Genomic DNA, 11,763 nt, shown 5'->3' with positions numbered 1-11,763 from the left:
AATTGAGCTTGAAACCAAGATGGGGGCTGCTTTGGAAAAAAACAAGCGCTATGAAGATGTTAAAACCTTCTTAAAAAAAAAGAGGCCCGAAGGCCCCTTCTTTACTCCAGCAGGCTGAACGCTTAAGCGTCCGGCGCTGCCTTGGCAGTCGGCTCACTGTTTTCGTAGATATACAGTGGCTTGGACTTGCCTTCGATCACGCTTTCATCGATCACGACTTTGCTCACCTCGGACTGCGAGGGGATTTCATACATCGTGTCGAGCAGCACACCTTCGAGAATCGAACGCAGACCACGGGCACCGGTTTTACGTTCCAGGGCACGCTTAGCGACGGATTTCAGTGCGTCGGCACGGAATTCCAGGTCGACGCCTTCCATCTCGAACAGCTTGGCATACTGTTTGGTCAGAGCATTTTTCGGCTCGGTGAGGATCTGCATCAACGCAGCCTCATCCAGCTCATCCAGTGTCGCCAGAACCGGCAGACGACCAACGAATTCCGGGATCAGACCGAACTTGACCAGATCGTCAGGCTCGACTTCACGCAGGGATTCACCGACCTTCTTGCCTTCTTCCTTGCTGCGAACTTCGGCGTTGAAACCGATGCCACCTTTGGTGGACCGATTCTGGATGACTTTCTCCAGACCGGAAAACGCACCACCGCAGATGAACAGGATATTACGGGTGTCAACCTGCAGGAATTCCTGCTGCGGATGCTTGCGCCCACCTTGCGGCGGAACGGAAGCGACCGTGCCTTCGATCAACTTGAGCAAGGCCTGCTGCACGCCTTCACCGGAAACGTCCCGGGTGATCGACGGGTTGTCGGACTTGCGTGAAATCTTGTCGATTTCATCGATGTAGACAATGCCCATCTGGGCTTTTTCTACGTCGTAGTCGCACTTCTGCAGCAGCTTCTGAATGATGTTCTCGACATCTTCACCCACGTAACCCGCCTCGGTGAGGGTGGTTGCGTCGGCGATGGTGAACGGAACGTTCAGCAAGCGCGCCAGAGTTTCGGCAAGCAGGGTTTTACCCGAGCCTGTCGGGCCGATCAGCAGGATGTTGCTCTTGCCGAGTTCGACGTCGTCATTCTTTTTGTCACGCTGGTTCAAGCGCTTGTAGTGGTTGTACACCGCTACGGCCAGAACCTTCTTCGCACGCTCCTGACCAATCACATACTGATCAAGGATGCCGCTGATTTCTTTAGGCGAAGGCAATTTATGCGCGCTGCTTTCGGCCTGGGCTTCCTGCACCTCCTCGCGGATGATGTCATTGCACAGGTCGACGCACTCGTCGCAGATAAAGACCGAGGGGCCGGCAATCAATTTGCGCACTTCATGCTGGCTTTTGCCACAGAAGGAGCAATAGAGCAGCTTGCCGTTGTCCTCGCCGTTGCGGGTGTCAGTCATTCGTTCGATCCAAATCCGATAGGCTTGCAACACAAGATGAAGGCTATTGCGGGCTTTTTCAAGCCCGCAGGTGATCGGACAAGCCGACCAGCCCTATTTTGAGCTGCTTATTTTAAGCTGGACGCTGGGCGATCACTTCATCGATCAACCCATACGCACGCGCGGCTTCAGCACTCATGAAATTGTCGCGGTTGGTGTCGCGCTCGATTTCTTCGAGCGTATGCCCGCTGTGCTTGGCCATCAGCGTGTTGAGGCGCTCACGAATGAACAGGATTTCCTTGGCATGGATTTCGATATCCGAAGCCTGGCCCTGGAAACCGCCCAATGGCTGGTGAATCATCACACGCGAGTTCGGCAGGCAGAAGCGCTTGCCCGGCGCACCGGCGGTCAGCAGGAACGCGCCCATGCTGCACGCTTGACCAATGCAGGTAGTCGATACATTCGGCTTGATGAACTGCATGGTGTCGTAGATCGACATGCCCGCTGTCACCGAACCGCCTGGCGAGTTGATGTAGAGATGGATGTCCTTGTCCGGGTTTTCCGCTTCAAGGAACAGCAATTGCGCACAAATCAGGTTGGCCATGTAGTCCTCTACCGGACCAACCAGAAAGATCACTCGCTCCTTGAGAAGGCGCGAATAGATGTCATAGGCGCGTTCGCCACGAGCGGATTGCTCGACAACCATCGGGACCAGGCCGCCTGCGGCCTGGATATCAGAGTTCTGCTGAATATAAGAATTACGGAACATGCTCTGCAGTCGCTCCCAAATAGTTATGTCTTGAATACGCATAAGCCAGCTCGAGAGCTGGCTTATGGTGTGTTCTTCTAACGCAAAAACAATCAGTCGGCTGTTGGAGCTTCTACCGGCTTGACCGCTTCTTCGTAAGAGACCGATTTGTCGGTCACGCTAGCTTTCTGCAGAACAGTATCCACAACTTGTTCTTCAAGCACAACCGAACGGACTTCGTTCAGCTGCTGCTCGTTCTTGTAGTACCACGATACGACCTGCTCAGGCTCTTGGTAAGCCGAAGCCATTTCCTGAATCATTTCGCGAACGCGAGCGTCGTCAGGCTTGAGGTCGAATTGCTTGACCACTTCAGCCACGATCAGACCCAGTACTACACGACGCTTGGCTTGTTCTTCGAACAGCTCGGCCGGCAGTTGATCAGGCTTGATGTTGCCGCCGAATTGCTGAACAGCCTGCACGCGCAGACGGTCAACTTCGTTGGACAGCAGAGCTTTAGGCACTTCGATCGGGTTGGTGGCCAGCAGACCGTCCATTACCTGATTTTTTACTTTCGACTTGATTGCCTGACGCAGTTCACGCTCCATGTTCTTGCGAACTTCGGTGCGGAAGCCGTCGATGCCGCTTTCCTTGATGCCGAATTGCGCGAAGAACTCTTCGTTCAGCTCAGGCAGTTTTGGCTCGGAAACGGTGTTGACGGCAACGGTGAACTCGGCGGTTTTGCCAGCCAGGTCCAGGTTCTGATAGTCCTCTGGGAAGGTCAGGTTCAGAACGCGCTCTTCGCCAGCTTTAGCGCCAACCAGGCCTTCTTCGAAGCCCGGGATCATACGGCCGGAACCGATTACCAGCTGAGTGCCTTTGGCGGAACCGCCAGCGAACACTTCGCCGTCAACCTTGCCGACGAAATCGATGTTCAGCTGGTCTTCGTTCTGGGCAGCGCGATCGGCCACTTCAAAACGGGTGTTCTGCTTGCGCAGGATGTCGAGCATCTTGTCCAGATCGGCGTCAGCCACGTCAGCGCTCAGGCGCTCAACGGTGATGGCGTCGAAGTCGGCAACTTTGAACTCTGGGAACACTTCGAATACAGCAACGTATTCCAGGTCTTTGCCTTCAACGATCGACTTAGGCTCGATCGACGGCGAACCAGCCGGGCTCAGTTTCTGCTCAACCACAGCTTCGTAGAAGGAGGACTGGATCACGTCGCCTACAGCTTCCTGGCGCGCATCAGCACCGAAGCGGCGCTTGATTTCGCTCATTGGCACTTTGCCTGGACGGAAGCCAGCGATCTTGGCCTTTTGGGCGGTCTGCTGCAGACGCTTGGTTACCTGGCTCTCAATTTTCTCCGCCGGCACGGTGACACTCATGCGGCGCTCAAGAGCAGTAGTATTTTCAACAGAAACTTGCATGGATATTCCTCGTTGCACAGACGTTAGCCGGCCGTTTCCGACCCCAGAATCAAGGGCATGCATTCTAGTGGGTCAAACTCAAGAAGTCACCCTACTGAAAACGGGTAAAAAAACAGCAGGCAATTTGAAGGCAGGGACAAACGGTTTGCGCCCTGTCCTGTTCGCAATACAGCTAATCTCGCCAAGGCTCTGCAGCGACCTCTTCTATATATAGAAACGCCAACGCATCGCCCTTTCTGCAACCCGAAACCGGCGATCGCCGAATTTCGAATCCGTAAAACAAAAAAGGCGCCAGACTGTTAAATCTGGCGCCTTTCGAAATATGGGGTGGACGATGGGGATCGAACCCACGACAACGGGAGTCACAATCCCGTGCTCTACCAACTGAGCTACGCCCACCATATTGCGTTACAAAGAAGACAGACAACTTCACTTCTTTGTTGAACCTCACCAGGCCTGCGGCTTGAATGAAGCTTTAATTGGTGCGGATGAAGAGACTCGAACTCTTACGTCTTGCGACGCTGGAACCTAAATCCAGTGTGTCTACCAATTCCACCACATCCGCAGATGAAGCTTTAAAACAAAAACGCCAGACCGTTAAATCTGGCGCTTTTCGAAATATGGGGTGGACGATGGGGATCGAACCCACGACAACGGGAGTCACAATCCCGTGCTCTACCAACTGAGCTACGCCCACCATATCGCGCTACTTGTGCCAATGCTGCCTAATGGCGCACCCGGCAGGACTCGAACCTGCGACCATCCGCTTAGAAGGCGGATGCTCTATCCAGCTGAGCTACGGGCGCCTTGTTAGCTGTACCCTTGGAGGACTACAAACTAAGTGCTTTCCAGTTTCGCAGAACGTTAATCCTGCTCGACCTTCTTAACCAGTGCTAGGCTGTGCCCGACAAGTGCGACGAATAGTATAGAGCGCTCCCAAGGTCGTCAAATCCTTTTTAAAAAAAATTCATTTAATTAAAGGGCTTAGGGGAATTTGCTGACCAAGCGCCTTTGCCCTCACCGCCTGACATGCGAGAATGCGTTCTCTTTTTTTCCCCTCTCGATGGTTAATCACGCGCAATGACTGCACAACTAATCGACGGCAAATCGATCGCCGCCAGCCTGCGTCAGCAGATCGCCAAACGAGTTGCCGAGCGTCGCCAGCAAGGTCTGCGCACTCCAGGCCTCGCGGTGATCCTGGTCGGCAGCGATCCTGCCTCTCAGGTTTATGTCTCGCACAAGCGTAAAGACTGCGAGGAAGTCGGCTTTATATCCCAGGCCTACGACCTGCCCGCCGAAACCACTCAAGACGCGCTGACCGATCTGATCGATCGCCTCAACGAAGACCCGGCAATCGACGGCATCCTACTGCAGCTTCCGCTGCCAGAACATCTGGACGCCTCGAAACTGCTCGAGCGCATCCGCCCGGACAAAGACGTCGATGGCTTCCATCCTTATAACGTCGGCCGTCTGGCTCAACGCATTCCGCTGCTGCGCCCGTGCACCCCGAAAGGCATCATGGCGCTGCTGGAAAGCACTGGCGTCGATCTGTACGGAATGGACGCAGTCGTTGTCGGCGCTTCCAACATCGTCGGTCGCCCGATGGCCATGGAGTTGCTGCTGGCCGGTTGCACCGTGACCGTCACTCACCGTTTCACCAAGGATCTGGCGGGCCACGTCGGCCGTGCTGATCTGGTGGTGGTTGCCGCCGGCAAGCCGGGCCTGGTCAAGGGCGAGTGGATCAAGCAAGGCGCGATCGTGATCGACGTCGGCATCAACCGTCAGGACGACGGCAAACTGGTCGGTGACGTCGTCTACGAAACCGCCCTGCCCCGCGCCGGCTGGATCACTCCAGTACCTGGCGGCGTTGGCCCGATGACCCGCGCCTGCCTGCTGGAAAACACCCTCTATGCAGCGGAAACACTGCACAGCTGAGTCGTGTTTTTGACACCACAAGAACCCCGCCCCGTGCGGGGTTTTTGATGTCCTCGAAAAAACCTTTACCGTTCGCCGGAAACCTCTCTTTTTACAGGGCTTTTCACAAGTTTTTCATGCCTTTCGAACAACCATCGACAGTTCTTCGACCATACTTCTACAATGCGGCGCTTTGAGACATATACCGTTACAAATAACGGCATTTCCAACCTTTATGAGTTCGCCTGCGTGAATATTCGTCTTTCTCTCCTGAGCCTGGTTTTCGTCTTGTCAGGCACGCTCATCACGCCAGCGGCCAATGCCGCCGAAACCACCGCTGCGCCTCGTGATGCCAAGCAACTGAAAATCGCCTCGGGCAGCGCCCTGCTCATGGACCTGCAGACCAACAAAGTCATTTATTCCAGCAACCCGGACGTGATCGTGCCGATTGCCTCAGTGAGCAAATTGATGACCGGCCTGGTGGTTGCCGAAGCCCGGCAGAACATGGATGAATGGATCAACATCGATATCAGCAGTACCCCGGAAATGAAGGGTGTGTTCTCGCGGGTCAAACTGAAAAGTGAACTGCCGCGACGCGAGATGCTGCTGATCGCCCTGATGTCCTCGGAAAACCGCGCCGCTGCCAGCCTCGCCCATCACTATCCGGGTGGCTATGCAGCCTTCATCGCCGCGATGAACGCCAAGGCCAAGGCGCTGGGGATGACCCATACGCACTTTGTCGAACCGACCGGCCTGTCACCACGCAACGTCTCCACCGCCCGCGACCTGAGCAAGCTGTTGATGGCGGCGCAAAAGCAACCGCTGCTCGTTCAATTGACCAGCACCAAAGAAAAAACCGTGGCGTTTCGCAAGCCCAATTACACCTTGGGTTTTCGCAACACCAACCATCTGGTGAACAAGGACAACTGGGACATCAAGATCACCAAGACGGGCTTCACCAACCAGGCCGGACATTGCCTGGTACTGGTGACCAAAATGGGCAACCGCCCGGTGGCGCTGGTGATTCTCGATGCATTCGGCAAATACACACACTTCGCCGATGCCAGCCGCATCCGTAGCTGGGTGGAAACAGGCAAGAGCGCCACTGCGCCGGCCGTGGCGCTGCAGTACAAGTCCGACAAGAACCTCAAGAGTCGCCAAAGCGGTGTGATCGAAGCGTCCAAGTAAGAAGCTTCCAGATAAACTGCGGCAAAGGAAAAAGCCCCGAATTCGGGGCTTTTTTTCGACTCGACTTTAGTCGTTAGGCAGCGGCATCTTGTCGTCATCCGGAATGCCATCGCCCGCGCTCGGATCACGCGGATGCTCGGTGGTCACGACTGCCGGGCGCGCCATCGGATCGCGCATCGGACTGTCCGGATCGAGTACTGGATCGACGTCGGACTCCGGCGTGGTCGGCACGCTGTCAGGTTTTTTATCATCGAAGCTTGAATCGGTACTCATACGCACCTCCCATCAAGGTTTCAGATTGGCCAACGGGTCGTAGGGCTTGGCTGGACGCTTGCCGTCATCATCCGCTTCCACGTCCTTCGGTGCCTTGGCCGGGCCGATGGGATCGACTTGCGGATCGTCGACATCCGGCGAGTCCGGATCGAATCCGAGATCATTTCCGGAGGAGTGCTCCGATGAGTGCGGGCCGCTGGGGGATTGGGGATTTGCCATGTTCGCCTCCTGGGACATGGCCCGGAAATGCCGGGCGCTTCCTTATAGGAGACTTGCCACACAGCGGGGTGCCCGGCAAACGACGAACGGGGTTCAGTGAGTCGCCAACGCCTTGCGTGCCTGCGCCGCTTCGCGCTCCTGGCCAGCCTGCGCCAGGTCATCAGCGGCTTTCAGCCAACGCTGCTGATCGACTGCCGCCGGAATCTGCGAGGGCTTCTGGATCAGCACCGCCCACTCCAGCGCTGACTCGAAACTGCTGAAATTCATCAACGTACGCCGGTTCATCCCGGCCCGCAGCAGCACGGTCTGCTTGTTGCGATCGTAGCCGGACAAGATCGCGTAGCGCGGTTCAGCCCAGAACGCCGAGCCTTCCTTGAAACGCACCATCACCGGATATCCCGCTGCCACCTGAGTCAGCAACGCCGGCAGCGTTCCGTCCAGCGGGTAGACGACCATGCCGTATTCACGGGCAAGGCTCTGCAAGTTCTGCTGCAACTTATCTTCCGCGCCCGGCAAGTGCAGCGGTTTTTCCAGCATTCCCGGGGTAATCGATATGCCCTGTTGCGCCAACAAGCTTGCCAGTACCTGCGGCCCGCTCTGATTGGCCTGGCCGCGATAAAACGTGCCACTGAGCTCGACCCGTTCCGGCAGACGCTGTACCTCTGGGGTCACGCTGCCGGCACAACCAGCCAATGCCACCACGCACCCCGCCACCAACGTTGCCGCACGAATTCGAGAAAATAGCTGCACCATCGTCGCTCTCTGTTCAGGCGCCGGTCATCGTGTTCCGGCTTGGGCCACGATCATAGGACGGCTCAAGCCTGCGGTATAGCCCGAAACACCAGACGCATCGATTACATAGAGCAAAGTGATTGGTCGCCCGCGACCTTTGGTCAATAGCCTGAAACACAGCAACGACTAGACTGTCGTTATTAAAGACTGAATGAAGAACAAGCGTGCGCCCGATGCAGGGCGAAGAGGAGGCACAGATGAGCCTGACCATGACCATCGTAATGCTGATCGCCGGCTGGCTGGCCGTGGCCGCCGCCATGTTGTGGGGAGTGCTGCGGATTTCTCGACGCCACCATCATCCGGTGCAATCGGCACCGGTCGACAAAAGCCAGGAGCACCATGTGCGCCCTGTCACTGCGCACTGATTTCCTGCAAAAATCCACATAAACAAAAAAGGCCGCCTGAGCTCTTGCGAGTTCAGGCGGCCTTGTGGTCTTCAGCGATTACGCTTGAGCAGTCAGCTTCTTCTGCCGGGCGCGCCGCGAGAGCATGTTCAGCACTTCAATCGCTGCCGAGAACGCCATGGCCGCATACACATAACCTTTCGGGACGTGGGCGCCGAAGCCTTCGGCGATCAGCGTCATGCCGATCATGATCAGGAAGCCCAGAGCCAGCATCACCACCGTCGGGTTGTCGTTGATGAACTTGGCCAGCGGATCAGCCGCCAACAGCATCACCAGTACCGATACCACTACCGCGATGATCATGATCGGCAAATGCTCGGTCATGCCGACAGCGGTAATAATGCTGTCGATCGAGAACACCAGGTCGAGCAACAGGATCTGACCAATCGCCGCGGCGAAACCCAAGGTCACGGTCGAAGTAGCCGACTTCGGATCGTCCGGCGCCGGGTCCATGCTGTGATGGATTTCGGTGGTGGCTTTCCACAACAGGAATAGACCGCCGGCAATCAGGATCATGTCCTTCCACGAGAACGCATGGCCGAGGATTTCCAGCACTGGCGCGGTCAACTGCACGATAAACGCGATGGTACTGAGCAACGCCAGTCGCAGGATCAGCGCCATGCCGATACCAATGCGCCGCGCTTTCTGCCGGTGCTGCTCGGGCAGCTTGTTGGTCAGGATCGAGATAAAGATCAGGTTATCGATGCCGAGCACGATCTCCATCACCACCAGTGTGGCCAAAGCTACCCAAGCAGTGGGGCTGCTGGCGAGTTCAATCAGATATTCCATGGGTCAGTCCTGACTCTCTGTTTAAGACGATTTAGATTTCTTGGGAGGACGATTCGGATTTCTCCGCATCTTCTTCCGATTGTTCTTTTTTGCTGATCAGGCCGCCAGTAGCGTCGCTGAGCGCCGATTCTGCAGCTTTATGCGTGTCGTCGATGGCTTGCTTGGCCGCGTCAGCCGCTTGCCCCATGAGTTGCTGGGCACTCTTTTCAGCCTGATCGCAACCGGCCAGGACCAGTAAAGACGTAAACAGCAAAGCAGTCATTTTGAGTTTCATCATGCATCCCTTTAATAGACCAGACGGGCCATCCAAACCGGCCGTTGATGGCTGGGCATTCTAGGGAGATGAACAGTTCAGGAAAATTCGTATTTTTAGCGGCTATACTTCGGTTTATACGAACTGTACTCGCGGACTGAACGCCATGCTCAATTACCGACAACTGCATTACTTCTGGGTGGTAGCCAAGACCGGCAGCATCGTGCGCGCCTGCGAACAGCTGAACCTGACGCCGCAAACCATCAGCGGGCAGATTTCCCTGCTCGAACAAACTTATGGAATCGAGTTGTTTCAGCGCGTTGGCCGGCAACTTGAGCTGACCGAGGCCGGGCGCCAGGCCCTGCCCCTTGCCGAGCAGATGTTTCAAATCGGCGGCGATCTGGAACTGATGCTGCGCGCGCAGCCCAACGAGCAGCAGATTCTGTTCCGGGTAGGCGTGGCAGACGTGGTCCCGAAATCCATCGTCTACCGCCTGATCGCGCCGACCATGGAGCTCAGCGAACCGCTGCGCATTACGTGCCGCGAGGACAAACTCGAACGCTTGCTGGCGGATCTGGCGATCCAGCGCCTCGACCTGGTGATCTCCGACAGCCCGATGCCCTCGCATTTGGACATCAAGGGCTATAGCCAGAAACTCGGCGAGTGCGGCATCAGTTTTTTCGCCACGACCGATCTGGCGGCGCACTACGGCCAGGATTTCCCACGCAGCCTGCACGGCGCCCCGTTACTGATTCCCGGCGCGGAATCGGTGGTGCGCAGCCGCTTGCAGCGCTGGTTCGCCGAGCTGCAGATTCAGCCAAGAATTGTCGGGGAGTTCGATGACAGCGCCCTGATGCAGGCGTTTGGTCAGTCCGGCAGCGGGATTTTCATCGGCCCGAGCGTGATTGCCGATGAGGTGCAGCGCCAGTACAACGTGGAGGTAATCGGCCAGACCGATGCAGTGAGCGAGTCGTTCTATGCGATCTCGGTGGAGCGCAAGGTCAAGCACCCCGGCATCGTTGCGATTACCGAAGGTGCCCGACGCGAACTGTTTACTGCTGTTTAGGCCGCCGCGCAGACTTCACGCGGCTTCAACGCCATCAACACCATGGCGAGGAAGATCGACAACAGAATGAAGCCGGACGCAGCGAAACCGAGGAAGCCCAGACCCGCGCTGTCGATCACTCGGCCGCCGATCATCGCGCCCAGACCAATCCCGAGGTTGGCCCCGGCAATGTTCAACGACGCGGCAAACGCCGGCGCTTCAGGTGCAGCTTTCATTAAACGCACATGGCTGACCAGAAACAGCGCTGCCTGAGTCACACCCCAGATAGCCATCGCCGCCGCGAGACCCAGCGACGAATGAATGTTCGGCACCAGCGCGACCATTCCCGGAATCATGAACGCACAGAACATCACCGACGCCATCAGCGGGTGACGATCCACCGCGCGCCCGCCCAGTGAGTTGCCGATCAAGCCCACGGCGCCGAAGCCCATCAGGCACCAGCCGACCACGGTGCCATCGAAACCGGCCAGCCGCTCAAGGATGTCCGCCAAATACGTGTAAGCGGTAAACATGCCGCTAAACACCAGGATCGACAGCACGACATGGCCGATCATCAGCGGGCTGCGCAGGATTTTGAACTGCGAGCGGAAGCTGACCTGATGTTGATGCAGACTGGTTTGCGGCAGATAAACAAACAGCAATAACGCTTTGGCAAACGCGATCACCGCCAGAATGCCGAAGGCACTGCGCCAGCCGAACGCATCGGAAATCAGCGTGCCCACCGGGATGCCGAAAACCGTAGCGCAGACAATGCCAAAGCCGATCTTGGCAATCGCGCGGCCGGCGAAATCCGGGCCGGAGATGTCTACCGCCGTCTCACTGGCCAAGGCCCAGAACACGGGCAAGCCCAGCGCCGGAATCAAGCGGGCAACCGCCATCACCCAGATATTCGGTGCCAGCGCCGCCACCGTGTTGGCCAGACCAAACATGATCAGGATGCTGATAAACAGTTTGCGCCGTTCGAAGCGGGCGAAATATGCGGTCAAAAATGGACCGAACAAGGCCACGGTGAAAGCGAATAGAGTCACCAGCAATCCGGCTTGCGGGATGGTGACTTCCAGGTCTCGGGCAATCGCCGGCAGCAGGCCGACGATGACGAATTCCGTGGTCAGCACCGTAAACCCGGCGGCGGACAACAGAAGGATGGGCAACAGCATGAGGAACTCCAGCAAAACGACTACACCAGCGCTGACCCGAAGGGTGCGCTGGCAGAACTTGAAAATGAGGATGGCGAATCTTAACAGAGTGTTTCCAGGCTGACTTGCACAAACCTGTCTATGTTGTAGATCAATCAAGTGGCAGATCGTC

Annotated in this window: 13 protein-coding genes and 4 tRNA genes; 4 read left to right on the top strand and 13 right to left on the bottom strand. The window is 56.8% G+C overall.

Annotation, left to right across the window (positions count from 1 at the left end):
* Window positions 1-122: 122 nt before the first annotated feature.
* The 7 genes from clpX to ACOI8A_RS18855 all read right to left on the bottom strand — a co-directional run bounded on the left by clpX (window position 123) and on the right by ACOI8A_RS18855 (window position 4,363).
* Window positions 123-1,406 (bottom strand): ATP-dependent Clp protease ATP-binding subunit ClpX, encoded by a 1,284-nt coding sequence (gene clpX, locus ACOI8A_RS18885; protein ID WP_007901798.1) that lies wholly within the window; start codon window positions 1,404-1,406, stop codon window positions 123-125.
* Between the two features lie 112 nt (window positions 1,407-1,518).
* A complete protein-coding gene (clpP, locus tag ACOI8A_RS18880) occupies window positions 1,519-2,154 on the bottom strand; it encodes an ATP-dependent Clp endopeptidase proteolytic subunit ClpP (RefSeq protein WP_122839346.1) in 636 nt (211 codons plus the stop codon).
* Window positions 2,155-2,246: 92 nt separating this feature from the next.
* The gene (gene tig / locus ACOI8A_RS18875) at window positions 2,247-3,557 is read right to left on the bottom strand and encodes a trigger factor (RefSeq protein ID WP_420650142.1); all 1,311 of its coding nucleotides are present in this window, start codon (window positions 3,555-3,557) and stop codon (window positions 2,247-2,249) included.
* 323 nt (window positions 3,558-3,880) lie between these two features.
* Window positions 3,881-3,956 (bottom strand) — tRNA-His (locus ACOI8A_RS18870).
* A gap of 81 nt (window positions 3,957-4,037) precedes the next feature.
* Window positions 4,038-4,122 (bottom strand) — tRNA-Leu (locus ACOI8A_RS18865).
* Window positions 4,123-4,178: 56 nt separating this feature from the next.
* A tRNA-His gene (locus ACOI8A_RS18860) sits at window positions 4,179-4,254 on the bottom strand.
* A gap of 32 nt (window positions 4,255-4,286) precedes the next feature.
* Window positions 4,287-4,363 (bottom strand) — tRNA-Arg (locus ACOI8A_RS18855).
* A 274-nt stretch (window positions 4,364-4,637) separates the two neighbouring features.
* On the opposite strand from ACOI8A_RS18855, the gene folD reads away from it, so the two are divergent.
* Together folD and pbpG are read left to right on the top strand one after the other, a co-directional pair.
* On the top strand, window positions 4,638-5,492 hold the full coding sequence (folD, locus tag ACOI8A_RS18850) for a bifunctional methylenetetrahydrofolate dehydrogenase/methenyltetrahydrofolate cyclohydrolase FolD (RefSeq protein ID WP_420650143.1): 855 nt from the start codon (window positions 4,638-4,640) through the stop codon (window positions 5,490-5,492).
* A 228-nt stretch (window positions 5,493-5,720) separates the two neighbouring features.
* Window positions 5,721-6,659: a D-alanyl-D-alanine endopeptidase gene (gene pbpG, locus ACOI8A_RS18845; RefSeq protein ID WP_420650144.1), complete on the top strand. Its 939-nt coding sequence runs from the start codon at window positions 5,721-5,723 to the stop codon at window positions 6,657-6,659.
* A gap of 66 nt (window positions 6,660-6,725) precedes the next feature.
* Here the strand turns inward: pbpG and ACOI8A_RS18840 are convergent, their stop codons facing one another.
* The 3 genes from ACOI8A_RS18840 to ACOI8A_RS18830 all read right to left on the bottom strand — a co-directional run bounded on the left by ACOI8A_RS18840 (window position 6,726) and on the right by ACOI8A_RS18830 (window position 7,904).
* On the bottom strand, window positions 6,726-6,932 hold the full coding sequence (locus ACOI8A_RS18840) for a hypothetical protein (RefSeq protein ID WP_420650145.1): 207 nt from the start codon (window positions 6,930-6,932) through the stop codon (window positions 6,726-6,728).
* Window positions 6,933-6,944: 12 nt separating this feature from the next.
* Window positions 6,945-7,151, bottom strand: a complete 207-nt coding sequence (locus tag ACOI8A_RS18835) for a DUF6021 family protein (protein ID WP_420650146.1) — start codon at window positions 7,149-7,151, stop codon at window positions 6,945-6,947.
* A 93-nt stretch (window positions 7,152-7,244) separates the two neighbouring features.
* Window positions 7,245-7,904 carry a peptidase C39 family protein gene (locus ACOI8A_RS18830; protein ID WP_420650147.1) on the bottom strand — a complete coding sequence of 220 codons (660 nt, stop codon included), beginning with the start codon at window positions 7,902-7,904 and terminating at the stop codon, window positions 7,245-7,247.
* Window positions 7,905-8,140: 236 nt separating this feature from the next.
* Between ACOI8A_RS18830 and ACOI8A_RS18825 the strand changes: the two genes are divergently transcribed.
* Window positions 8,141-8,308, top strand: coding sequence for a hypothetical protein (locus ACOI8A_RS18825; protein WP_420650148.1), 168 nt, complete (start codon window positions 8,141-8,143; stop codon window positions 8,306-8,308).
* Window positions 8,309-8,386: 78 nt separating this feature from the next.
* Here the strand turns inward: ACOI8A_RS18825 and ACOI8A_RS18820 are convergent, their stop codons facing one another.
* Window positions 8,387-9,136, bottom strand: a complete 750-nt coding sequence (locus ACOI8A_RS18820; RefSeq protein WP_420650149.1) for a TerC family protein — start codon at window positions 9,134-9,136, stop codon at window positions 8,387-8,389.
* A gap of 31 nt (window positions 9,137-9,167) precedes the next feature.
* Window positions 9,168-9,410 (bottom strand): hypothetical protein, encoded by a 243-nt coding sequence (locus tag ACOI8A_RS18815; protein ID WP_420650150.1) that lies wholly within the window; start codon window positions 9,408-9,410, stop codon window positions 9,168-9,170.
* A 145-nt stretch (window positions 9,411-9,555) separates the two neighbouring features.
* Here ACOI8A_RS18815 and nhaR point away from each other — a divergent pair, with 145 nt between their 5' ends.
* Complete coding sequence (gene nhaR / locus ACOI8A_RS18810; RefSeq protein WP_420650151.1) at window positions 9,556-10,455, top strand: transcriptional activator NhaR; 900 nt, start codon at window positions 9,556-9,558, stop codon at window positions 10,453-10,455.
* Here nhaR and ACOI8A_RS18805 read toward each other — a convergent pair.
* Window positions 10,452-11,612 (bottom strand): MFS transporter, encoded by a 1,161-nt coding sequence (locus ACOI8A_RS18805; RefSeq protein WP_420650152.1) that lies wholly within the window; start codon window positions 11,610-11,612, stop codon window positions 10,452-10,454. The two genes, nhaR and ACOI8A_RS18805, sit on opposite strands and share 4 nt — an antisense overlap.
* Between the last annotated feature and the right edge of the window lie 151 nt (window positions 11,613-11,763).

The sequence above is a fragment of the Pseudomonas sp. P4795 genome (assembly GCF_048822895.1).
In the GTDB taxonomy this organism is placed as follows: domain Bacteria; phylum Pseudomonadota; class Gammaproteobacteria; order Pseudomonadales; family Pseudomonadaceae; genus Aquipseudomonas.
The sequence above is the reverse complement of the archived record's forward strand: the minus strand, read 5'-3'. Positions and strand labels throughout refer to the sequence as shown.